The sequence below is a fragment of the Mesorhizobium sp. WSM4307 genome (genome assembly GCF_007003945.1).
In the GTDB taxonomy this organism is placed as follows: domain Bacteria; phylum Pseudomonadota; class Alphaproteobacteria; order Rhizobiales; family Rhizobiaceae; genus Mesorhizobium.
This window is the reverse complement of record NZ_VFTB01000007.1, coordinates 68,337-90,859: the sequence shown is the minus strand read 5'-3', so window position 1 is coordinate 90,859 and position 22,523 is coordinate 68,337. Positions and strand designations below refer to the sequence as shown.

The 22,523-nt window shown below is 60.5% G+C and carries 18 protein-coding genes; 3 read left to right on the top strand and 15 right to left on the bottom strand.

Annotation, left to right across the window (positions count from 1 at the left end):
• Positions 1-8 precede the first annotated feature (8 nt).
• Together FJV83_RS18005 and FJV83_RS18000 are read right to left on the bottom strand one after the other, a co-directional pair.
• Positions 9-1,859, bottom strand: coding sequence for an ABC transporter ATP-binding protein (locus tag FJV83_RS18005; RefSeq protein ID WP_095776023.1), 1,851 nt, complete (start codon positions 1,857-1,859; stop codon positions 9-11).
• 70 nt (positions 1,860-1,929) lie between these two features.
• On the bottom strand, positions 1,930-2,946 hold the full coding sequence (locus FJV83_RS18000; RefSeq protein ID WP_095776024.1) for a dipeptidase: 1,017 nt from the start codon (positions 2,944-2,946) through the stop codon (positions 1,930-1,932).
• A 143-nt stretch (positions 2,947-3,089) separates the two neighbouring features.
• Between FJV83_RS18000 and FJV83_RS17995 the strand changes: the two genes are divergently transcribed.
• Positions 3,090-4,343 (top strand): FAD-binding oxidoreductase, encoded by a 1,254-nt coding sequence (locus FJV83_RS17995; protein WP_142886645.1) that lies wholly within the window; start codon positions 3,090-3,092, stop codon positions 4,341-4,343.
• Between the two features lie 947 nt (positions 4,344-5,290).
• On the opposite strand, the gene FJV83_RS17990 is transcribed toward FJV83_RS17995, so the two are convergent.
• Together FJV83_RS17990 and FJV83_RS17985 are read right to left on the bottom strand one after the other, a co-directional pair.
• Positions 5,291-5,791, bottom strand: a complete 501-nt coding sequence (locus FJV83_RS17990) for a Mov34/MPN/PAD-1 family protein (RefSeq protein ID WP_179296583.1) — start codon at positions 5,789-5,791, stop codon at positions 5,291-5,293.
• A complete protein-coding gene (locus FJV83_RS17985; RefSeq protein ID WP_245318397.1) occupies positions 5,788-7,482 on the bottom strand; it encodes a ThiF family adenylyltransferase in 1,695 nt (564 codons plus the stop codon). Before FJV83_RS17985 ends, FJV83_RS17990 begins: the two co-directional genes overlap by 4 nt.
• Before the next feature lie 357 nt (positions 7,483-7,839).
• On the opposite strand from FJV83_RS17985, the gene FJV83_RS17980 reads away from it, so the two are divergent.
• Complete coding sequence (locus FJV83_RS17980) at positions 7,840-8,178, top strand: helix-turn-helix transcriptional regulator (protein ID WP_095776000.1); 339 nt, start codon at positions 7,840-7,842, stop codon at positions 8,176-8,178.
• A 675-nt stretch (positions 8,179-8,853) separates the two neighbouring features.
• Here FJV83_RS17980 and FJV83_RS17975 read toward each other — a convergent pair.
• From FJV83_RS17975 to FJV83_RS17930, 10 genes are all read right to left on the bottom strand, one after another.
• The gene (locus tag FJV83_RS17975; RefSeq protein WP_095776001.1) at positions 8,854-10,044 is read right to left on the bottom strand and encodes a serine hydrolase; all 1,191 of its coding nucleotides are present in this window, start codon (positions 10,042-10,044) and stop codon (positions 8,854-8,856) included.
• 29 nt (positions 10,045-10,073) lie between these two features.
• On the bottom strand, positions 10,074-11,003 hold the full coding sequence (locus FJV83_RS17970; RefSeq protein WP_095776002.1) for a MurR/RpiR family transcriptional regulator: 930 nt from the start codon (positions 11,001-11,003) through the stop codon (positions 10,074-10,076).
• Between the two features lie 12 nt (positions 11,004-11,015).
• Positions 11,016-12,374 carry an amidase gene (locus FJV83_RS17965; RefSeq protein ID WP_245318398.1) on the bottom strand — a complete coding sequence of 453 codons (1,359 nt, stop codon included), beginning with the start codon at positions 12,372-12,374 and terminating at the stop codon, positions 11,016-11,018.
• Between the two features lie 82 nt (positions 12,375-12,456).
• Positions 12,457-14,121 (bottom strand): ABC transporter ATP-binding protein, encoded by a 1,665-nt coding sequence (locus tag FJV83_RS17960; RefSeq protein ID WP_095776004.1) that lies wholly within the window; start codon positions 14,119-14,121, stop codon positions 12,457-12,459.
• Positions 14,118-14,969, bottom strand: coding sequence for an ABC transporter permease (locus FJV83_RS17955; RefSeq protein WP_095776005.1), 852 nt, complete (start codon positions 14,967-14,969; stop codon positions 14,118-14,120). Before FJV83_RS17955 ends, FJV83_RS17960 begins: the two co-directional genes overlap by 4 nt.
• Before the next feature lie 11 nt (positions 14,970-14,980).
• Positions 14,981-15,919 carry an ABC transporter permease gene (locus FJV83_RS17950; RefSeq protein WP_095776006.1) on the bottom strand — a complete coding sequence of 313 codons (939 nt, stop codon included), beginning with the start codon at positions 15,917-15,919 and terminating at the stop codon, positions 14,981-14,983.
• A 61-nt stretch (positions 15,920-15,980) separates the two neighbouring features.
• Positions 15,981-17,528 (bottom strand): ABC transporter substrate-binding protein, encoded by a 1,548-nt coding sequence (locus tag FJV83_RS17945; protein ID WP_095776007.1) that lies wholly within the window; start codon positions 17,526-17,528, stop codon positions 15,981-15,983.
• Positions 17,529-18,083: 555 nt separating this feature from the next.
• A complete protein-coding gene (locus FJV83_RS37015) occupies positions 18,084-18,353 on the bottom strand; it encodes a hypothetical protein (RefSeq protein ID WP_245318400.1) in 270 nt (89 codons plus the stop codon).
• Positions 18,350-19,834: an NAD-dependent succinate-semialdehyde dehydrogenase gene (locus tag FJV83_RS17935; RefSeq protein ID WP_142886644.1), complete on the bottom strand. Its 1,485-nt coding sequence runs from the start codon at positions 19,832-19,834 to the stop codon at positions 18,350-18,352. Before FJV83_RS17935 ends, FJV83_RS37015 begins: the two co-directional genes overlap by 4 nt.
• A 2-nt stretch (positions 19,835-19,836) precedes the next feature.
• Entirely contained in the window at positions 19,837-21,117 is a 1,281-nt protein-coding gene (locus FJV83_RS17930) for a 4-aminobutyrate--2-oxoglutarate transaminase (protein WP_095776008.1), read from the bottom strand.
• Positions 21,118-21,264: 147 nt separating this feature from the next.
• Between FJV83_RS17930 and FJV83_RS17925 the strand changes: the two genes are divergently transcribed.
• Positions 21,265-22,077, top strand: coding sequence for a cupin domain-containing protein (locus FJV83_RS17925; protein WP_095776009.1), 813 nt, complete (start codon positions 21,265-21,267; stop codon positions 22,075-22,077).
• Between the two features lie 28 nt (positions 22,078-22,105).
• On the opposite strand, the gene FJV83_RS17920 is transcribed toward FJV83_RS17925, so the two are convergent.
• The gene (locus FJV83_RS17920; RefSeq protein WP_095776010.1) at positions 22,106-22,381 is read right to left on the bottom strand and encodes an IclR family transcriptional regulator C-terminal domain-containing protein; all 276 of its coding nucleotides are present in this window, start codon (positions 22,379-22,381) and stop codon (positions 22,106-22,108) included.
• Positions 22,382-22,523: the final 142 nt, after the last annotated feature.

Here is a 22,523-nt window from a genome sequence, read left to right as displayed (position 1 = left end):
CAACGACGTCAGGCAGCGACGGCTGGCGCTTCCTTCTTGTCCCATTCCGGGTCCCAGATCATGACGGTGTGGCCGGGCGAGACCTCGCGATACTGCCGCACGGGCGGGACATAGTTTGTGGATCGTACCGGGCTTTTGATTTCGTCATTGATGAGCGGACGCTTATGTAGGCGCCGTGCCGGATCGGCGATCGGCACTGCTGCGAGCAGCCGTTTCGTGTACGGATGCTGCGGATTCTGGAAAATCGCTTCGCGCGGGCCGATCTCAACGATCTCTCCGAGATACATCACAGCGACGCGGTGGCTGACGCGCTCGACAACCGCCATGTCATGCGAGATGAAAAGATAGGCGAGCCCCATACGGGCCTGCAGATCCAACATCAGATTGACGACCTGGGCCTTGATGGAAACATCGAGCGCCGAGACTGCCTCGTCTGCCACTATGAGCCGGGGCTCAAGCGCAAGCGCACGCGCAATGCAGATGCGCTGGCGTTGCCCTCCCGAGAATTCATGCGGAAAGCGGTTGACCATGTCGGGCGAAAGACCAACCTGCTGCAGGAGGTCGACGACCTTGTCGCGTGCTTCCGAGCGGCTGGCGAGATTATTGATCAGCAGCGGTTCGATTACCGCCGTGCCGACATTCATGCGCGGATTGAGTGATGCGAACGGATCCTGGAAGATCATCTGCATGCGATTACGCTTCTTGCGCAATTCATGTTGGTTAAGATTGAGAAGATCGACGCCGTCGAGCAAAATCGAACCCGAGAGCGGCTCGGTCAATCGCATCACCGTGCGGCCGGTCGTCGACTTACCACAGCCTGACTCGCCGACCAGCGCCAAGGTTTCGCCGCTCTTGACGCTGAAAGATACATTCTCAACCGCGTAGACGCGCCCCTTGACCGAAGAAAACAGACCCGAACGAATCTCGAAGCGTTTGGTCAAGCCGGCGACCTCCAGCACTGGGCGCTCGGTCTCCTTGATGGTGTCCGGCACCTCCGCCGGCACGTCGGATTGGCCAGTCCCACGGTCGACAACCGGGAAGCGCATCGGCCGCTTATGACCTTCCATCGAGCCGAGTTTCGGAACGGCCGAAAGCAGCGATCGCGTATAGGGGTGTTCGGGGCTGGTGAAGATCGCCTCAGTGGCCGCGGCCTCGACCACTTGGCCGTTATACATGACCACAGTGCGGTCGGCGATCTCGGCGACGACGCCCATGTCGTGCGTGATGAAGAGGACTGACATGCCCTCCTCGTCCTGCAACTCCTTGATCAGCTCCAGGATCTGCGCCTGTATCGTCACGTCAAGCGCCGTCGTCGGCTCGTCAGCGATCAACAGCTTCGGCTGACAGGCTAGCGCCATCGCAATCATCACGCGTTGACGCATGCCGCCCGAGAAGCGGTCTGGATATTCATGTAAGCGCGCCTTCGCGGCGGGGATGCGCACCTTCTCCAGGAGTCGTATCGTCTCCGCCTCAGCCTCGGATCGTGACAGGCCACGATGCAGGATCAGCGCCTCGGCGATCTGAAAGCCAATGGTCAGCACCGGGTTCAGTGAAGTCATCGGTTCCTGGAAGATCATGGCAATTTCATTGCCGCGGATACGGCGCATTTCGGCATCCGGCAGCGTGAGCAGTTCCTTCCCCTCGAGCTTGATTGATCCTTTGACCTCGCTCGCGCGCTCGGAGTTTAGCCGCATTATCGAGAGCGCAGTCACGCTCTTGCCGGATCCGGATTCGCCAACGACAGCGACAGTCTCCCTCGCGCCGATCTCGAACGACACGTCATTCACAACGGGATTCCAGCGGCCTCCCGCCCGGAAAGAGGTGACCAAATGAGATACTGAAAGGATGGAAGGAGTCATCTGCTGTTCGGGCACCGCAAGAAGTTTAGGTCCCGGCCTCCGAAAATCTTCCAGGTTGAAAGCCACAAGGTCACCCTCCCCAGACTTCCCGGAAGACACGCAGCCAGTTCAGTCCCAATATCTTGCGGATGTCGTCCTCATTGTACCCGCGTCGGATAAGCCCCTCCGTCATTCCGAGGAACATCTCGGGCGTTTCAATTTCGGGCGGGTTGTAATGGGGTGGGCGTGGGTAGGCGTCCGGGCTCCAAGCCCCCCCGCTGATAGCGTGCTCCCACTGGCTGATCACTGTATCGAGGTCGGAGAACGGAAGAGTCCCCCACCAGTAATCGAGTCCCAGGCCGACGTGGTCGATGCCGATAAGCGAGACGAAATGATCGATATGCGCTATCAGATCGTCAAGCGACGGACGCGCCGCGGCACCGTTGGCAGGCACAACGAACTGCGGGACAGCGGTGACGCCGACAAGCCCTCCCGTGGCCGCCGCAGCCTTGGCTTGATCGTCTTTGATATTTCGTTTGCTAGGAAAGACGGCGGCAGAATTGGAGTGCGAGAATACCGCAGGTCTTGTCGTCAGCGACAACGCATCCATCGTCGTCTTGTAGCCAGTATGGGTGCAGTCGACGATAACTCTGTTCTCATTCAGCCTCTGCACGAGAGCCCTGCCAAACCTACTAAGCCCCCCGTCGATCTCTTCTTCGCATCCGTCTCCGACGTAATCTTTCCTGTTGTAAGTCAACTGAACGATCCGGACGCCAAGCGCTTGGAAAGCCTCTACGAGGTTAAGATCTGTCTCGAAGGGTCCCGTGCCCTGAAAATGGAACAGGATTCCGATCTGACCATCGCGCTTGGCAGCTTCGATGTCAGATGCTTTCTGCACCAGCTTGAGATCTTTTCTAGACCGTATGAAGTGCAACCAGCTGCCGATCGTCTTAAGGGCAGTTGCGGGCGTGTCGGTATTCCCCGCAACGGTCGGAGCCACGCAGGTAGCACCGCCCACTTTATATGAGTCCACGTATTGCTTCTTATCGAGAAGCGGGGCTACGGCATCGATTATGACCGCATCGCGGTGAATTCTTTCGGCGTCCAAGCCATTCCTCCCAAAAGTGCGCAAGCCGGCCATCAGGGCATCTGAATCAAACCACTTGGATCCAGAATTGTCAAGGCATTGTAGATTGGATACAGTTGCCAACGTTTCACATTTCGGGAAAGAGAGCAAATTAGATGGCTAGGATGAGCGTCATTGTCATCGGCGCCGGCATTGTCGGATTGAGTGTCGCCTACGAGGCGCTACAAAGCGGAGCGGCTGTAACAATAATCGATCGCGACCCTGAGGGTGACAAAGCGTCATTCGGCAACGCCGGCGGCATCGCCGTAACCGAAGTGATACCCTTATCCGTCCCAGGATTGTGGAAGAAAGTGCCCTTCTGGGTTCTGGATCCGCTCGGCCCACTAGCGATCCGGGTTAGACATGCGCCTCATCTATTGCCGTGGCTTTGGGGTTTCGCAAAAGTTGGCACCCCATCCGAAGTGCGACGGATTTCTGGGGCGCTCGCGTCGATCAACAGCCACGTCTATGACGATCTCGTGCCGCTCTTCAACAAGGTCGGCCTTGCGAACGACCTGTATCGTAACGGGGCGCTGACGGTATACGAAAGCGAGAGCGGGCTGAGACGCGACCAGCCCGAGTGGGACGCAAAGCGTTCGCTGGGCATTGAGGCTCAAGAGCTGTCGGGATCGCAAGTCAGAGGCATGGAACCAGCGCTCGGTCCTATAGTGAAAAATGGGGTGTTCATGCCCCAATGGTCGCATGTCTCGGATCCGAAAAAGGTTGTGGATGTTTTGCGAAATTGGCTTGCCGCAAACGGCGTGCAAATCATGAGAGGCCAGGTTGACCGCGTAGATCCAACAACCGACGGTGCGGAAATCACGCTAAACGGCGGAAGGACGCTGAGTGCCGCAAAGATCGTCATCGCGGCAGGTGCATGGTCGGCACAACTTGCCAATCGTTTGGGGGACCACGTACTTCTTGAGAGCGAGCGTGGGTACAACACGACGATCCCCTCTCCCGGCATCTCCCTTGAACGCGAAGTGATATTCGCAGACCGGAAATTGGTGGCAACGCCGCTTTCGATCGGTTTGCGGATCGGCGGGGCGGCCGAGTTCGGTGGTTTGAAGGCTGCACCGAACTTCAAGCGCTCGAAAGCCCTCACGACGCTCGCCAAGCTCTATCTTCCGGGCATCAAGGAAGAGGGAGGCGTGGAGTGGAGTGGTCACCGGCCTGCCACGCCAGATAGCCTGCCAGTCATAGGCCTGTCTGGTCCGAGCCGGCATATCCTTTATGCGTTCGGTCACGGTCATCTTGGACTGACTCTAGGTCCAACAACCGGCAAAATCGTCGGAGACCTCCTGCTTGGACGACAGCCATGCCTTGATGCGGCGCCTTTCTCAGTCGCCCGATTCTCTCAAAAAGGGAGGCGTCTATGACTAGCCGGCGTTGAACTCAGCCTCGTGTCCACGTGAAGAAAGCTGTCCCGGGTCGTATGGCTGATTCCGCCATCTATGCTGAAAACGGTTCCCCACTGTGCCGTCCAGAATTATCTGTCTCTGTCCGGAATTAAGCCGAGCTTAGTAGATCGTGTGCGGTATAGTGCGCGCCTGGCCAAACCTGTCGAGCTGCGGCGTGGCCGACGTGTCTCACGCTAGGCGGCGTCGCACACTGGTCCCGATCTCGTTGATCAATCCCGATGGCGCCACCAGCCCGCCATCGTGAAGCAGCCGGGAAACTCCACCTTCCGGCGGTCCAAAGAACGGTATCGGATCAAAACGGTCGAGGCTCTAATCGCCGCTGGACGAATGTTCAGTGGCAGGTCAGAATCGGTAATCCTACCCTCAGTCAGAAAACTCTCCTGTTTCAATCGCATAGGCCACCCACCAGTGACCCTGGTAAACCCCGTGAAATGCCGAATAATATGGACATCATACCGTTCTCGGCGATGAGCGAGTTTACCAACTAGGGTACAATATCTTGCGTGAACTCAAATACTTGATGCCAATCCAGAATAAGCCGTTATTCAAGCCGTTGGTAAACTCGTTCGCAGGGGCGGAAACCCCTACCCTCAGCCCAGAAAAATAGTCTGCTTTCAATTTCATAGGCCACCCAGCAGCGACCCATAATTACGGACTCCTAAACCCTGTAAAATGCCAATATTTCCGGACATCACATCTCCATCACAATTAGACAACTTTCGAAGCACCAATGGTGAACATAGAAACGCGCGCTGGCACGTTTTGACGTCGATCTCCGGGAAAAGTTCTTGGAGTGGCCATCCCTGCTGTGCCGCGATAAGACTTTGCCGCCTTTGTTGAGGTGGTCAATCCTCCCATCCGGCCCTGATAGTCAGCGTAGAATGCTAACACCCGTGCAGATCAGATCACTGCTCCGAATCTTCGAAATACGACGGCCAAGCTTCTGGCGGGTCTAACAATCGTATCGTTTCCAGATTGGGCGATAACCGTCTCCAGAAACTTGACCGCGAGCCCAACCACCCGTTGATCGTCCAGGTGCTTCCGCCTCCAGCCGCGATCATCATGAGCGGGGACTTCACTCGTCGTGCGATCTTCGAGAGCGTTCTGCAATCCAGGTCACTCATAGAGGCAACGCCGTCAGGGTGAGTGTGCCAATCTCCTAAGTAGTCCAGGTCGCCAGAAGAGCCTTCGAACGCCTCTCGAATATGGATCATCTGCCAAGCGTGATCCGGAAGAAATGCATGGCGTCCATGCAGCGCTTTGGGGCCCGAACCTAACAAGCCCGTAACGATTCTGTCGGCGCCGTCGCGCCAGCCGAGCAGAACGCCCCCGGTCTCGACGGGATAGTAGCGGATGCCGAGCTTTTGAATCTTACCCAAGACAGGACGCGACAACCAGATCGTCATCGAGGGCAGCAACCGGTGCAGCGGGCGTGCGGCTCCAAATGTCCCGATACCCATGTAGGAAGGCAGCGACGTTCGCCTTCGACCAACTTCAACGAAGCCCAGTCCCAGTCACCCGGATCATATGCCGAGGGCGCCAGCAGTCCGATCCCGCTTCGAACCACCTCGAGCGAAACTTCCTGCAGATCGAATGAACCACCGGTAAATGTAGGCGCGTTGCATCCAACAGGGAGCACTGTGGCCGTTGGATTCTGTGGGGGAAGATCGATGCTCTTGTCATTCCAATGTTCATTCAGGCAGACCCAGCAGGCCTCGAGATCCGGCCGCAAACGAACGACGATTCCGCCCGCAACGCCTTCGGTTGCATACCCTACGACCAGGGGTTTACCGAGGGCGCGGCATTCATGCGCAATTGAGGCTTGGCACTCGGTCGAAGCGGTCGCATCGATTATGAGATCGGCTTCCTCGACTAGTTGCCTGAACTGGCAACGCGGACTGCGGTCTGCTTTTCGGGCATCTTCAATCCTGGTCGTCGCTGCGCCTAGGCGATTGAATATTGGCTGGACATTGGTCGAAGGGTAGTTCTGCAGCAGAACCTCACGAAGAGCAGCGACTTTCGGAACACCCCAATAGGCCCTTCCCAACGGCCACCGCACGCTGTTGCCAGGCTCGACAATGTCATGATCGACGATGGTCAATTTGCCGACGCCGGCGCGAGCAAACTCCATTGCCGCGAAACTTCCGATTGCTCCACATCCAATGAGAAGGATTTTCTTACCGCGAAGCGCCGCTGCAGCCGGCACGCGCGAGAACATGTTCTCCGAAATGCCGAAACCGCGAACCAATGTAACCGACCGCTTACCCTTCCCCATCGAACGGTTGGCAAGAAATAGCCATCCATCCCCTCGCCTATGTGGTCCATAGTCGACCTCTTCGTCAAATAGGATAGCGGTCAGAGCCAAATCTACTTCGCCCAATTGCTTAAGCTTCCACACCGACTGATTGAGCACCGGCTGCTTAGCAATTTCGGTCTCAGCGGCTGCCCAAAGCTCCTCAGGGCTTCGTGGTAAGGGTCTCTTTAAGCGAACCCACCGGCCGACCACACTCTGCCACGCACCGACCCATCCGGGTTCAAATGGAGGCGCAAACCAAGACCCGCTGACAGGTTTAGCGCAATGCATAATCGCTTCGAAATTGTTGATCGCGCCATTTTTGCCACGCGGATTGACTGAAAACTCCGCAATGCCACAGCTCTGGTTCGGAACCTTGGTTAGCTCTGAGAAAAACACCGCCGAAATAGGTTCGGCATCGTGCCCGTAATAGGCCGCGAGAGGATCGGGCGCCTGCTCTTCGAGTTGTGCTGCGTCACTCCAGTTCTCATCCTCGCGTAGCTTAATGACGCGCAGAATCTTGTTCAGTTGCTCGTCGATGAGATCCGCGACCCGCTGATGTGGGTGCCATTGACAGCCATCGGCAATTAGCAGGCACAATCCCCCATCGAAGGGATGTTGATGACGAGGTAGCCGAAGATCGCTGGAGGAGACTACAGGCCTACAAAAGGGATGAAGCGAAGAATAGCCGACCTGAAGAGTGATGTGCTTGTCGTTCAGAGGCCAAACGACCTCAAGGATCAGCAATCCATGCCGCTCGTTCAGCGTTTTGACGGTTGCTCCTTTGGCCTTGAACGCAGCCATCTCTGCTTCATGCAGAGATGGCCAACACTTCCACCAATCGGTTTCCCCGAGCGCATTTGACACCATTACGGTCGTTGGCCGACCGGGCGATGCGAAGGGGGGTTCGACGGGATCGGCGGACCGTCAGGGCCACCCGGTGTATGACTCGGAGGTCCCTTCGGGACGTCAGGGTGTTGCGGGTGACTGGGATGTGCCGGATGGTCCGGCTTATTTTCGTTAGACATGTATACCTCATTGACGGGAACCAGACTCTCGGTTCGGAGTTCCGGTACTGACAGGTGGGTAGCCGATGTTCGTAGTTCAAGAACAAAACTTCTTGTTTCGGCGGCCAAACATGCTCGATCGGACGGTGTCCCTATGCCTTCAACGCTAGGCCGCAAAGTGCATTCGCTCCGCCGTCAAAAGGGCCTTACGCTTGAGCAGTTGGCGCACGCGACCGGCAGCAGCAAAAGCTATATGTGGGAGATTGAGAACAAGCCCGTAGCACGTCCCTCGGCCGAGAAATTGACGCGCGTCGCTGCAGTTTTGGGTGTTACACCGGAGTTTCTCCTCAATGAGGAAGAGCGCGACCCAACTGTCAGCGAACTCGACATTGCGTTCTTTCGAAAATATCAGGCGGCTGATCCCGCTCTTAAAGCTAAGCTCAAGCGCATTCTCGACGTCCTTGACAACGATGAGGAGCGCCATGACGGCTGATCTTAGTGATCGTCACTGCGGCAGGTTGGCTCGCTCCCATCCTGGCGCATGGAGTGTCCGAAAATCCGGCGACTTCGCCGATCTCGGCGCGCGTCGCCGTGGACAAGACCCCTGCAGCGCCTGGCAGCCGCCGGGGAGCTGCGCCGGATCGACCGAGGCCTCTATGACCGGCCGCGCACGAACCCCCTGACTCAAAGGCGAGCTTGGCGGCAGACAGGTAGTCATCCGCCAAGAGGAAAATGCCGTACGGAGTGGCTCCGGCCGATTCAGGAATCATCGTCACACGCTTTCTGCATTGGTGCACCGGGCCTCCGCTCATCATACTGCGGCCGGTCTGGCGCCGCGAAAAGAACTGAACGGGCGAAACCGGCCCCTCGGGAGGCGATCCGCGGTAGCATTCGGCTTGTATCGTTGCGTTTCACCCGTTCCATATAGGACATGGACGAAGCTTGGGTCGGGGCGTTCAACGCAAACTCCATCAGCAACGCAAGGCAAATTCCGACGTAACCTGGCGCGATCTTTTGGAGGTGGTTTACAGACGCCCGCATAGTCCGTCAGCCGCGCCAGCACGAACTGGCCATAGCCGACCGCATCGGCGTCTCCGATCTCTCACGCTCCGCGTCTGGACGATCCCGGCCAGCCGGCTGCGGACCCGAACAGGGAATAGCCCGCTCGCTACGACGACAGCGCCCCTCGGATAGCCCTGACCGCCGCCAGCGCTGTCCGCAGCCGCGCCGTGCTGACGAATTCCGGCCAGCTCGACAGGACAACCGCCGCGAAATCCGCCACCGGATCGATGTAGATCAGTTGGCCGAAGACCCCGCGGGCCATATAGACGCCGCGTGCGGTATCCTCGATCCAGAACTGGTTGTGATATGCGCCGGCGGGCAGAACCTCTTGATAGATGCCGCCGAAGAGTCTCGGATCAGCACCGAACCGTGTCCCGGCAATCCACTCGGTCGGCACGATACGCCGGCCGTCGATCTCGCCGCCGCGAAGATGCAGCAGGGCGAGACGTCCATAGTCGCGAAGAGTCGCATTGAACCCGCCGTCACCCAGAGCATAGCCGGCAGCGTCCACGGTGAAATAGGCGTCTTCCTCCGCACCCATCGGCGCCCACAGTTCACGGCTGACGAGTTCTGCAAGCGGGGTAGCGGCGGCGCGCTGTAGAACGAACGACAGGACATCCGTCTCGATCGAGCGGTATCGGAACGAGGTACCGTGCGGGCACTCCAGATCCTTCAAAGACAGGATCAAGTTCCAGACATCTGTCGGCCAGTTCGGGTTCCGACGATCTTTCCAGCCGCTGGCGGCGTCCAACTGTGCCATGTGGGAATCGAGCGCGGTATAGGTCTCGTCGAAGGCCACGCCGCTGGTCATGTCGAGCACGTGCTGGACGGTCGCGCCGCGATAGGCCGTCGCCTCCAGCTCTGGCAGATAGTGCGTCAGGGACGCGGCCGGGTCGACCACTCCGCGTGCGATCAGGATGCCCGCCACGGTGCCGACGACCGACTTGGCGACCGATTGCGACAGGTGCTGGGTATGCGGTGTCATGCCGTTCAGGTAGCGCTCGGTGACGATCTTGCCGCCATGGAGCACCAGGAGGCCATCGGCATAGCTCGTCTCGAGGAAGCTGCCAATGGTATAGGCCTGCCCCTCCGCCGCGAAGGGAATGGCGTCGATATCCCGCAGATCGGCCGGCAGCAGGCTTGCCGGCCCTGCTCCGCGCCAGACCTGCGTGGTCGGCAGCAGGTCCCGGACATGCTGGAAGGTCCAGCGGTTCCAGGGCGCGCGGTCCCAGTCTTGCCTTGGAATGAGAGAATGGCCGGGTGCAGTCGGATCACGGAATGGCGGAATACTGCTCATGCATGCTCTCGTTTGCGGTTTGGAATGGATCAATCGTTACGGCGCAGATAGCTGCCGCCGACGAATTCTCCGAAGAGGGTGCCCATGTCGCTCATCATGGCGAAGTTGCGCTTAGCCTTTGGCCCGAGTTTGGTGGCAACGGCGTCGATGAGCAGATTGAGCACGACACTGAGGCTTGCCGTAGAATCCCAGAAGGTTTTCACATGCGTATGCGCCTCGAAGACGAAGCGCGTATAGGCAAAGGCCCAGTGACTGAACTTGTCGGTGACGATGACCAGCGGCACGTCCATCGACTTCAGCTTCTCTACCAGCTTGATGCCGCGCGTCGCGTAAGAGGCCGTGTCAACGAGGACGACGGCGCTCTGCTTGGGATCTGCATTGATGATCTCGCCGAACGTGCCCGACGCGTTGTCGATGAAAATGACGTTGGAACGCGCCCAGAGCAGGCGGCTGGCGAAATCCAGCGCCAGGCCCTTCGAGGCCTGGAAACCGACGACATAGATGGTGCGCGCCTTTGCCAGCAAGCTCGCCGCCTCGTCCCACACTTCGGACGTGGTCAAGGCATAGGCCTTCACGATGGCATCCAGCTCCAGCCGCAGGCTTTCCTGCAGCATCTGCTGCCGGCCTTCGCGCATCTGAAAGCGGGCCATGTAGTCATCGATTTCGCTGTCCTTCTCCGTGACCGCCACGCGCAATCGTTTCTTGAGGTCGCGCAGATTCTCGAAGCCGAGGCCGCGAACGAACCGCGTGACCGTCATCTCGCTGACGCCGACCGCCTGCGCTATGCTGCTGCCGGTCTCGAAGGGCAAAATCTGGATATTGTCCAAGATATAGGCCGCAAGGCTTTGCTCCGAGGGCGAAAACCCAGACATGCGGTCGCGCAGGATCGCTTCGATGTCCATCTTCTCCTCAACGCCGTTCGATCCCTTGGCATCCTTGCCGCTTCGTGCTTTCGCCACAATGACAGACTCCTAGAAATTGCCGGCGTAAATGGCCGGACGCCCCTGTCCCCAGATGCCGGGAGCGCTTTCTACCTCTTCCTCGATTTGCCGCGCAGCCGCAAGCAGCAGGTCTTCCCGTCCAAAGCGGGCCACGAGCTGGATGCCGATGGGCAGGCCGTCCCAGCTGCGCCCGAGCGGCAGGGATATCGCGGGCTGTCCTGTCGCATTGAACAGCGCCGTGAACGTCTCCTTCGGCGCCAGATCGTCGAACACGCCCTCCGCGTCGATGCCGGCGCGATTGGGATCGAAGGTGCCGATCGGTTCCGGCAAAATGCCGCTGGTCGGCGTCAGCAAGAGATCATATCCGGCAAGAAAGCGCCCGACCTGCCGGGTCACGCGATCATAGACGGCAAGCGCGTCGATAAGCTGTGCGCCGCTGATGCAGAGCCCCCAGCGATAAAGAGCATATACGCTTGTGCCAAGCGCTTCCTCCAGCGAGCGGTTCATATGCCGCGCCATTGCCGGCATATGCGCGGCGGCGTCCGCGGCCCAGATAACCTTCTGCGCCTGGAGGAAGACCGGATAATCGAAGTCCGGCGACGCCTCCTCCACATGGTGGCCAAGGGATGAAAACCGCTCCGCCGCCGATCTTGCCGCGGCAGCAACCTCCGGGTCGATCTGTACGCCGGACCACGAGCGCGTGCACAGGGCGATGCGCAGCCCGTGGGGCCTGTGCTCGATGGCGTCGAGATAGGTGCCCACTGGCGGTGCGATCTCATAGCCGTCGCCGGCATCCGGGCCATGGCACAGGTCGAGCAGGGCTGCAGTATCGCGGACGGAGCGTGTGAGCATAAAGGCCGTTGCCAGGCCCAGAAGCCGGGCATTTGCATTCGGCGCGCCGGTTACACGCCCGCGTGAGGGTTTAAGACCGATTAAGCCGCAGAACGCCGCCGGATTGCGGATTGATCCACCACCGTCGCTGCCCTGCGCGAAAGGCACGATACCCGCAGCAACGGCGGCCGCTGCCCCGCCGCTGGAGCCGGCAACGCCACGTTCCGGGTTCCACGGATTGCGGGTTGCGCCATACAAGGGCGATTCCGTCGCCGCTGGGACGCCAAATTCGGAACTTGTCGTGCGGCCGACATTGTTCAGGCCGCCGGCGCGCAGCCGTGTCCAGTAGACGGCATCATGGCCGGCGCGGAAACCTTGCGCGAGACGGCTGCCGAACTCGGCCGGGCGGCCCGCCTCGATCGGGAAGTCTTTGGTGAGGGTGGCAATGCCGCCGAAGGGGGTGGCGGACGCCGCCTCCGGCAGGGACTCGAGCGCGTCCGGGTAAAGTTCAATGACGGCGTTCAGCGCAGGGTTCACGGCCGCGACGGCCTGTTCCACGCACCGGCCGATCTCCCTCGGAGTGACCTCGCCTTTCGCCAGCAGGCGTGCGAGGCCGGTTCCATCACGGGCTGCATATTCATCAAGTCGCATGGCCCGCTACCGGTTGTGAATGAGGGATTGTCTGGGTCGTCGGCAGCCGGGCCAGCGAACCGACCAGCGCCTGCGTATAGGGATCCTGCGGTGTGGACAGAACCTGCTGTGCCACGCCTTGCTCGACGACGCGCCCGGCCTTGAAGACATAGACGCGCTGGCAAAGGCTGCTGACCACGGCAAGATCGTGCGAAATGTAGAGCAGCGTCAGCGAGCGCTGGCGCTGGAGCCGCACGAGCAGTTCCAGGATCTGCGCCTGCGTCGTGACATCGAGGGCCGAGGTGATTTCGTCCGCGATGAGAAGCTGCGGCTTCAGCGCCAGCGCCCGTGCTAGGCCAACGCGCTGGCATTGGCCGCCGGAAAGCTGCTGCGGCTTGCGATCGCGCAGGCTGCTCGGCAATTCCACCATCTCCAGCAATGCATCGGCTTCTTTCCGCGCCGTTTTTCGGTCCGCGATGCCGTGCCGCCAGATCGGCTCCGCGACGGCCTCGGCAATCGTCAGGCGCGGATTGAGTGAATCGTACGGGTTCTGGAACACCATCTGCACGCGGCGGCGGAAGGCAGTCAGCGCCTCGCCGCCGAGCGCCCCGACATCCTGTCCGTCCAGGCGGATCGCGCCGCCGCTCGGCGTGTTCAGGCGAATGATCGACCGGGCGAGCGTGCTCTTGCCCGAACCGCTTTCGCCGACGATGCCGACCGTTTCGCCCGTATTGATCTCCAGATCGACGCCATCGAGGGCGCGGAAGGAATTGCTGCTTCCGAAGCCGCCGAGCAAGCCCTGCCCGGTGGGGAATGTCACCGAAAGATTTTCGACGCGAAGCAGCGATGTTCCCCGATCCGGGCTGCCGACCGTGCCATAGCTCTTGCGGCCGGGCTGGGATTCGATCAGCAGTCTTGTATAGGCATGGCGCGGCCGGTTGATGACGTCGTCGATCGGCCCCTGCTCCACCACCTCGCCATTGCGCATGACCACGACGCGCGAGCAGATATCCGTGACGACGCCGAGATCGTGCGATATGAGGATCATCGCCAGCCCGGTCTTGCGGTTTAGCTCCTTGAGTAACTCAAGAATGCGGGCCTGCACGGTGACGTCGAGGGCGGTCGTCGGCTCGTCGGCGATCAGCAGCTTCGGTTGGCAGCCGATGGCGGCGGCGATCATCGCTCGCTGTTTCATACCGCCGGAAAATTCGTGCGGATAGGAGCGCGCACGCTTTTCCGGTTCGTGGATACCGACGTCTTCCAGCAGCTTGACCGCCCGCAGCAGACCTTCGCGTTTGCCGATGCCGAGATGCCGGATCATCGGCGCCGCGACCTGCTGGCCAATGCGGCGCAGCGGGTTGAGATGCGATGCCGGGTTCTGGAAAATCATGCCGATGTCGCGGCCGCGAATGGCGCACAGTTCTTCCTCCCCGAGCGCCAGAAGATCCTGCCCGTCGAGCGCCACCGTACCCTCGGCGCGCGCCGCGCCGGTCAGCAGCCGCATCACGGCACGGCAGGTCACGGACTTGCCCGAGCCGCTTTCGCCGACGATGCCGAGGACCTCTCCCGCCTGGAGCGTGAACGAAACGTTCTTGACCGCCGCAAAGCCGCCGAAGCTGACGGAGAGGTCCTTGACGTCAAGCAGCGGCGGCTTGCCGGTCTCCAGCCGGCTCATGCCGTAACTCCCCTACGATGTATCTGTCCCAGCCCATCACCGAGCAAAGCAAAGCCGAGGCCGAGCGAAATCGCGGCCAGACCGGGGAACAGGCATATCCACCAGGCTTGCTGCACGAATGCCTGTCCGTCGGCGATCATGACGCCCCACTCGGCAACTGGCGGCTGCGCACCCAGGCCGAGGAAGCCGAAGCTCGCGCCGGCCAGCATGACGAGCACCGCATCACTGACCGCGTAGGCGATGACGGGCCCTATGGCGTTCGGCAGCACATGATGGCCCAGGATGGCGGCCGGCGAATAGCCGAGGCACTTGGCCGCCTGGATATACTCGCTTTCCCGGATCGTCAGCACCTGCGCCCGCACCAGGCGCGCGTAGCTGACCCAGCCGACAAGCGTCAGCGCCAGGATGAAGTTGAGGAGCCCCGGCCCGAGCACGCCGACGATGGCCAGCACCAGTACGAAGAAGGGGAACGCAACAGTGAGGTCGTAGATGCGCATGAACACATTATCGACCACACCTCCGAAATAGCCGCTCAGCAGCCCGATGGTCGTGCCGATCAGCAGCGGTGGAAGCACACCGGCCACGCACAGCAGCAGATCGACGCGGCTTGCGAAGAGAACCCGCGAGAAGACGTCGCGGCCGACCTGGTCCGTGCCGAACAAATGGGCGGCACTCGGCGGCGAGAGCATGTTCATGATGTCGATGGCATCTGGGTCATAGGGCGCGATCATCGGGGCCGCCAGCGCCAGCACCAGCCATGCGAACAGGACGACGAGCGCAACCAGCATGGTGGGCGTGATGCGGCGGACGGAGGGTGCGGTCCGCGCCAGAACGGGGCTTTCAGCCATGTGCGATCTCCTCAGAGCCGGACGCGCGGATCGATGAAGGCGCTGAGCAAATCCACGAGCAGCGTGATCAGGACGGTCGAGATCGCGAAGACCAGAGTCAGCCCCTGCACGACGTAGTAGTCGCGGCCAAGCAGCGCGTTGACCATCAGCGTGCCGAGGCCCGGCACCGCATAGACGGTTTCGACGATGATCGCGCCACCGATCATGAAGGCCACCATGACGCCGAGCAGGTTAAGTGTCGGCAGCACGGCGTTCGGCAGCATGGTCTGCCAGAAGATCTGCCGTTCCGTGGCGCCCTGCGCCCGCGCGGCCGTGACGAAATCGGCCGTCGTCTTCTCGATGAGGGCGGCGCGCAGGCTCTGCGTCAGAACCGGCACCAGCCAGATGGCCGTCGACACCGCGGGCAGGAAGAGGTGGTAGAGATGCCCGGTGAAACCCGTGCCGTAGCCCGACACAGGGAACCAGCCGAGGCTAACGCCGAAGAAGCGCGACATCATGATGCCCAGCCAGAACACCGGAATGGTGAGGCCCGCAATGCCCACCAGACGAATGATCTGGTCGGCGACGCCGCCGGGCCGGCGCGCACCGAGGATGGCGAGCGCGACCGTCGGCGGGACGGCGAGGCAAATGACATAGACGGTCAGGAACAACGTCGGCCACATGAACTGTTCGATAAGCTGGCTGACCGGCCGCTGAAAGCGCAGCGACAAGCCGATATCACCCGAAAGCAAGTTTGCGAGATAGGTCAGGAACTGCCGCCAGAGCGGCAGGTCCAGCCCATATTGCGAGCGGATCGCCGCGATGGTCTCGGCGCTCGCCCTCTCTCCGGCAAGAAGCCGCGCGGGATCGCCGGGGGCCATGTGCACGAGCAGGAACGTCACGAGGCTGATACCGGCAAGCACACCAATCAATTGCAGCAGGCGCCGCGCAATGAGTTGCAGAAGGGGCAATCCGGTTCTCCGGTTCGAGCGTCAAGGGCGCGCCCCTGTCGCGGGGCGCGCTTGAGGCGGCTCAATGGCCGAGGGACGTTTCTTCCAGCGTCCATTGAAGCGCGGGCGTCAGCTTGAGACCCTGGAGACGCTTGGAATAGGCAACCGCATTCGGCGCATAATAGAGGGGGATCTGCGCGACCTCTTCGGTGGTGATCTTCTGAATCTCCTTGTATATTTCCGCGCGCTTGGCCTGATCGGCCTCCTTGGTGCCCTGCTCCACGAGCGTGTCCACCTTCGGGTTCGCATAGAAGGTGCTGTAGGAGTTCGAGCCGCAGGATCCGCACACGGCCCAGCGCACGGCAAGGTCAGGATCGGTGGTCTCGTTGTACCACCAGTTGGCAGCGGCGTCGTAATCGCCCTTGCCGGTGGCATCCCACCAGGCGCCGGTATCGACATTGACGATCACCGGCTTCAACCCGATCGCCTGCCATTGGGCCTGGATCAGCAGTGCCGTCTGCTGCGACGGCGCATCGGCGGTCGCTAGGATCTTTACCTCGCGCCCTGCCATGCCGGATTCGGCCAGTAATTCCTTTGCCTTGGCGGGGTCGTGCGGAATGCCCGGATAATGCTTGTCATGGAAATCGATGCTGCCCGGCAGCGTGGTGTTCGCCGGTTCGGCATAGCCACGCGTGATGGCCGCGGCCATGGCCTTGTTGTCGATCGCCGTGCCGGCCGCCTGACGCGCCTTCAGATTGGAGAAGGGCTCGCGCTTGTGATTGAGCAGGATCATGTAGATGGTGGTCGAAGGCTCGAGCCGCATATCCACCGTCCCGGTCGCCTTCAGCTCGTCGATCTGCGCCCACGGCACCGCGCGCGCCACGTCGATCTCGCCGGCCTTCAGCATGGCGATGCGGGTTTCGGGCGATGCGATCTCGATCAGTTCGACCGTGGCGTCCGACTTCGGATAGCCGTTGCGCCAGTAGTGCGGATTGGGTTCGAGAACGAGCTTCTCGTTCGGCTTCCACTGTTTGACTTCATACGGGCCGGACGTAACCGGGACCGTGGCGAAAGCCGCCTCCTCGCCGCGCTTCCCCACATCGGCCTTCGAGACGATGCCCATGTTCCAGATCTCCGCATTGCCGAGGAACGGCGCGAAGGCCGACTTGAGCGTGATCACCACGGTTTTCGCATCAGCCGCGGTCACCGATTCCACGGGGCCCAGCGGCGCAGGATAAGCCGATTTCTTGTCGCTTCGGATACGGTCGAGGCTGAAGGCCACGTCGGCAGCCGTGATCGGCGAACCGTCCGAGAACTGTGCATCGCGCAGATGGAAGGTGTAAGTCTTGCCGTCCGGCGAGATCTCCCATTTCTCGGCGAGCCCAGGCTCCAGCGCGCCGGTTTCGGAGTTGCGGCGCAGCAGGCGCGAATAAAGCTGGCCGTAGGTTTCGATGTTGCCAGCTGCCGCGGAGCGCATCGGATCGAGCGTCGTAGTCTGGTAAGGCGAAACGACGCGGATGACATCGTTGGCGAAGGCCGGAACGGCCCAACACAAACCCATCGCGACGAGGACAGCCCCGTGCAACACCGCGCCCGCAACCCGCTTGCGGGATCCGCTCAAGGAATTCATCTTGTTCTCCTCCCGAACATTTTCTCTTGTGCCTTTCGGCATGAGGCAGAGGTTTATGTGATATTGCTAACTTATGTCAACAAGATAGTTGAAAATCTAACACACAACACGCTCGTGGATCGCAAGCCCGGCACCTAGGCCAGCGATGGCGACGCAACGGACGAAGAAATCGGCGACGATTCTTCGAATTTCCGCCACTCGAGCGTCACCTGCATGGCGAACTTTGTGCTGATCGCGAGTTCGAACGAACTCCAAACGCGTGGATCGCGATACGTTATGGGCATGGCGCGTAGCACGAGTGCTCCTAGGCCGTTGGCTGCGGAATGTTAGTCAGCTTGCGCGCCCCGCCCACGAGCATCCGCCAGCGTATTGCGGGCGATCCGGTCATAGAGCCTGCGCCGTGGCATTGTGCCTCTGGATCAGCCAATAGAGGTTGGCTATGCCAAGTTCGTCGGCTTTGCATAGACCGTTTCGATGAGGGCCCGCCCGACGCCCGTGCTTCAGCTCTCGGGATCGGCATAGAGGTCGTGCAGATAACAATTTGTTCTTGGTCGATCAGGCCGTGCGATGCTGGATATACTGCACAAGGCCGACCGGCTTTTCATTCACCATGGCGATGAAGCCGTTGGGCTTGAACTCGCCCTCCGAAACAAAGCGGCTGAAGGTGGTCTGGTTTCGTAGAAGTGCGGTCCACAGCCGCCGCCATTCCTGTTCATCGCTGGCTGCGATTGGCCGAATGACGAGGTTTCCATGCCATTTAAGATCCATTTCGGTGTCGGCCGTTGCCGTGTTCAGGAGGTGAGCAATGAGCGCGTCAGCCCTCATCCTTCGATCGAGAGGCAAAGATATTTGATCTCCAGATAGTCCTCCAGACCATATTTCGAGCCTTCGCGGCCCTGGCCGGATTGCTTGATGCCGCCGAAAGGCGCCGTCTCGTTGGAGATCAGGCCGGTATTGATGCCGACCATTCCGTATTCGAGCGCCTCGGCGACGCGGAACACCTTCGACAGGTCCTTGGCATAAAAATAGGAGGCAAGCCCGAATTGGGTGTTGTTCGCCATTTCGATCACCTCTTCCTCGGTCTCGAACTTGAACAGCGGCGCAACCGGTCCGAAGGTTTCCTCGCGGGCAACCTTCATGTCTGACGTCACACCGGTCAGGATGGTCGGCTGGAAGAACAACCCCGCTCTGTCGGCGGGCTTGCCGCCCAGCGTGATGCTGGCGCCTTTGGAAAGGGCATCGGCGATATGCTCTTCCACCTTCTCCACGGCCTTCTGGGTGATGAGCGGGCCGGCATTGACGCCGTCCTCGAAACCGTCTCCGACTTTGAGTGCCGCAACCTTCGCCGCCAGCTTTTCGGCAAAGACGTCGTAGACGCCAGCCTGCACGTAGAGCCGGTTGGCGCAGACGCAGGTCTGGCCGTTGTTGCGGTATTTCGACACCATCGCACCTTCGACCGCCGCATCGAGATCGGCATCGTCGAACACGATGAACGGCGCATTGCCGCCGAGCTCGAGACCAAGTTTCATGATCTGCTCTGCACCCTGACGCATCAGGATCTTGCCGACGCCGGTCGAGCCGGTGAAGGTCAGTTTGCGCACCTTGGCGTTCTCGGTGAATTCCTTGCCGATGGAGGAGGAATCGGTCGAGGTGACGACGCTGAAGACGCCGGACGGCAGTCCGGCGCGTTCCGCCAGTAGCGCCAGCGACAGCGCCGAAAGCGGCGTCTCGGCCGCAGGCTTCGACACCATGGCGCAGCCGGCAGCGACAGCGGGCGCGAACTTGCGCGCCAGCATCGCGTTCGGGAAATTCCACGGCGTGATCGCCGCAACGACGCCAACCGGCTGCTTGAGGACGATGATCCGCTTGTCCTGCTGGTGGCCCGGGATAGTATCGCCATAAACGCGCTTGGCCTCTTCGCCGAACCATTCGACATAAGAGGCGCCATAGAGGATTTCTCCCCGGGCTTCGGCCAGCGGCTTGCCCATTTCCATGGTCAGGATGGCGGCAAGATCGTCGGTATTGGCGAGCATCAGATCGTAGAGGCTGCGAAGGATCGCGGCTCTATCCTTGGCCGTCTTTTTTGCCCAGTCCTTCTGCGCCTTGTAGGCGGCATCGACAGCGCGGGCCGCCTCGGCGCGACCCATGTCCGGCAGGGTCGCGATAACTTCACCGGTCGACGGGTTGGTAATGTCGAAAGTCTTGCCGCCATCGGCCGCCGACAGCCATTCACCGGCGATCAAGGCCTTGTCAGTAACAAGCGACGGATCCTTCAAACGTGCAAGCAAAGCGTTGGAAATGCTCACTGTCATGCCTCCTTGGCGCATTCGCGCAGGGTTTCCTCCAGGATGTCGAGCGCTTCGGAAAACACCTCGTCCTGGATGGTCAGCGGCGCGAGGAAACGGATGACGTTGCCGTAAACGCCGCAGGTCAGCAGGATCAGACCCTTGGCCAGCGCCTTTTCGCGCACCTTGTTGGTGAACTCGGCATTTGGCGTTTTGCTTCCTGGCACGTTGAATTCGACGGCGTTCATGAAACCCGGCCCGCGAATGTCGGCGATCTGCGGCACGGCGTCGGCAAGCGACTGCAGGCGCTGTTTCAGCCGGTTGCCAAGCAACGTCGCCCGGTCGTTGAGGCCCTCTTCCTCGATCACGTCGAGAACGGCATTGCCGGCGGCGACGCCGATGGGATTGCCACCATAGGTGCCACCGAGCCCGCCCGGCCCCGGAGCGTCCATCAGATCGGCGCGGCCCGTCACGGCTGCGATGGGGAAGCCGCCGCCAAGGCCCTTGGCCATGGTGGTGATGTCTGCCACCACGCCATGATGTTCCATGGCAAACAGCTTGCCGGTGCGCGAGAAGCCGGTCTGCACCTCATCGGCGATCAGCAGGATGCCGTGTTTGTCGGCGATCTCGCGCAGCTTCTGCATGAACGCCTTCGGCACTTCGTAAAAGCCGCCCTCGCCCTGAACGGGTTCGACGATAAACGCCGCCACACGGTTCGGATCGACATCCGCCTTGAACAGCTTGTCGAGCACGGTGAGCGAATCGTCGACCGTGTAGCCATGCAGTTCGACCGGGAAAGGCACATGATAGACATCCGGCAGCATAGCGCCGAAACCGACCTTGTAAGGAACCACTTTGCCGGTCAGCGCCATGCCCATGAACGTGCGGCCGTGGAAGGCGCCGGTGAAGGCGATGATCGCCGAGCGGTTGGTTGCGGCGCGGGCGATCTTGATCGCATTTTCTACAGCTTCCGCACCTGTCGTGACGAAGACGGTCTTCTTTTTGAAGTTGCCCGGAACGGCCTTGTTCAGCCGCTCTGCGAGGCGCACATAATTCTCGTAGGGAACCACTTGATGGCAGGTATGGGTGAAATGGTCGAGCTGGTCCTTGACCGCAGCGATGACCTTCGGGTGCCGATGTCCCGTGTTGACCACCGCGATGCCAGCGGCGAAATCGATATAGCGGCGGCCTTCGACATCCCAGATCTCCGCATTTTCGGCGCGCTCCGCATAGACCTGCGTGGTGACGCCGACGCCGCGCGAAATGGCGTCGGAGCGGCGGTCTGCGAGTTCGATATTCTGCATGGAAGCAATCCCTGAAAAACGGAAGACTGGTGGTGAGGAGGCGAAACGTCTCAGTCAAAAAAATGTCTACATTTTTTCTGTAGAGTTGCAAGATGCATCTTGTAACCGCTAGAAAAATTTCACCCTGCGAGAACCTGCCCGCGGCATATGCAAAAGAACCCTCTGAAAATTGCCGAAGCGGCGCGCAGCGCCGGCGTTTCCCCGTCGACACTCAGGCTGTGGGAACAGCAGGGGCTGGTCGAACCGATCCGCACGCCCTCGGGGCAGCGACTTTATGATTCCGAACTCATCGAACGGCTGCAGACGATTGCCTGGATGCGAAGCGAAAAAGGTCTCAATCCGGCAGCCATCAAGGAAGGGCTGAAGGACGAGCAGGAATCGCGCCTCGCCATGCAGGGCAATGTCGCTGGCGACGACATGCCGATCGGGATGAAGGTCAGGAGCCTGCGACGGCAGGCACGGCAGACGCTGCAAACAGTAGCGCGTGCGACGGGGACCTCCATGTCGCAGCTATCGACTTTCGAGCGGACGTCGCAGGGAATCTCGATCACCGCGCTGCACGATGTGGCAAAACACCTTGGGACGACGGTCGCCGATCTCAGCGGGCAGCAGTGGCAGGACGAAAGCGCATCGCTCGTACGCAGCGGCGAATGGGTGACGTGGCCTACGACCTCGTCGGGCGTCACCATCCATGCGCTCGTCCCGGGTCGGAGGCAGATGGAATGTCATCGTTTCGACCTTGCGCCCGGTGCCTCCAGCGAAGGCTCCTACCGTCACGAGGGAGAGGAATTCATCTTCGTCCTGGCGGGAACGCTGCAGGTCGTGCTCGACGGCGACCAGTTCTTCGAACTGCGCACCGGAGACAGCTTCTATTTCGAGAGCAACAGGCCGCATTCCTGGCGCAATCTCTCGGACAGTCAGACAATGCTGATCTGGATCAATACACCGGCGACGTTCTGACGCCGGCGCCCGCAGATCCCCGCCGGGATCAGGACCTGTTGGAAATCATCCGCGCGGCCGAAATCGCCAGCGGCGCATGTTTGCGGCAGAAGGAGTCGGCATCCCAGTCCGACAGCGAACCGACGATATGCACCGCGCCGATCGGCGTGTTGCGTTCTTCGAAAATCGCCGATGCCAGCACGATTTCGCCAATCAGCATCTGCTCTACGCATAATGCATAACCGAGTTCGCGGGCTTTATCGATCTCCGCAAGTATCTCGCTTCGCGCCGTGACAGTCTTCGGCGATTGCGGGACAGTGCCGATTTGAGGCCATTGGTAAACTCGGTCTTAGGATCGGAAACCCCTACCCTCAGTCAAAAACTCTTCTGTTTTCAGTCGCATAGGCCACCCGCCAGCGACGCAAAATTTCGGACTGGTAAGCCCCGTGAAATGCCAAATTTTTCCG

Excerpts from the sequence above, each read along its gene's own strand:
- FJV83_RS17990 (WP_179296583.1), bottom strand. The coding sequence starts at position 5,791 with ATGACGATCTGGTTGTCGCGTCCTGTCTTGGGTAAGATTCAAAAGCTC.
- FJV83_RS37015 (WP_245318400.1), bottom strand. The coding sequence starts at position 18,353 with ATGAGGGCTGACGCGCTCATTGCTCACCTCCTGAACACGGCAACGGCC.
- FJV83_RS17930 (WP_095776008.1), bottom strand. The coding sequence starts at position 21,117 with ATGCAGAATATCGAACTCGCAGACCGCCGCTCCGACGCCATTTCGCGC.
- FJV83_RS17980 (WP_095776000.1), top strand. The coding sequence starts at position 7,840 with ATGCCTTCAACGCTAGGCCGCAAAGTGCATTCGCTCCGCCGTCAAAAG.
- FJV83_RS17975 (WP_095776001.1), bottom strand. The coding sequence starts at position 10,044 with ATGAGCAGTATTCCGCCATTCCGTGATCCGACTGCACCCGGCCATTCT.
- FJV83_RS17995 (WP_142886645.1), top strand. The coding sequence starts at position 3,090 with ATGAGCGTCATTGTCATCGGCGCCGGCATTGTCGGATTGAGTGTCGCC.
- FJV83_RS17925 (WP_095776009.1), top strand. The coding sequence starts at position 21,265 with ATGCAAAAGAACCCTCTGAAAATTGCCGAAGCGGCGCGCAGCGCCGGC.
- FJV83_RS17985 (WP_245318397.1), bottom strand. The coding sequence starts at position 7,482 with ATGGCTGCGTTCAAGGCCAAAGGAGCAACCGTCAAAACGCTGAACGAG.
- FJV83_RS18005 (WP_095776023.1), bottom strand. The coding sequence starts at position 1,859 with ATGACTCCTTCCATCCTTTCAGTATCTCATTTGGTCACCTCTTTCCGG.
- FJV83_RS17960 (WP_095776004.1), bottom strand. The coding sequence starts at position 14,121 with ATGAGCCGGCTGGAGACCGGCAAGCCGCCGCTGCTTGACGTCAAGGAC.
- FJV83_RS17945 (WP_095776007.1), bottom strand. The coding sequence starts at position 17,528 with ATGAATTCCTTGAGCGGATCCCGCAAGCGGGTTGCGGGCGCGGTGTTG.
- FJV83_RS17955 (WP_095776005.1), bottom strand. The coding sequence starts at position 14,969 with ATGGCTGAAAGCCCCGTTCTGGCGCGGACCGCACCCTCCGTCCGCCGC.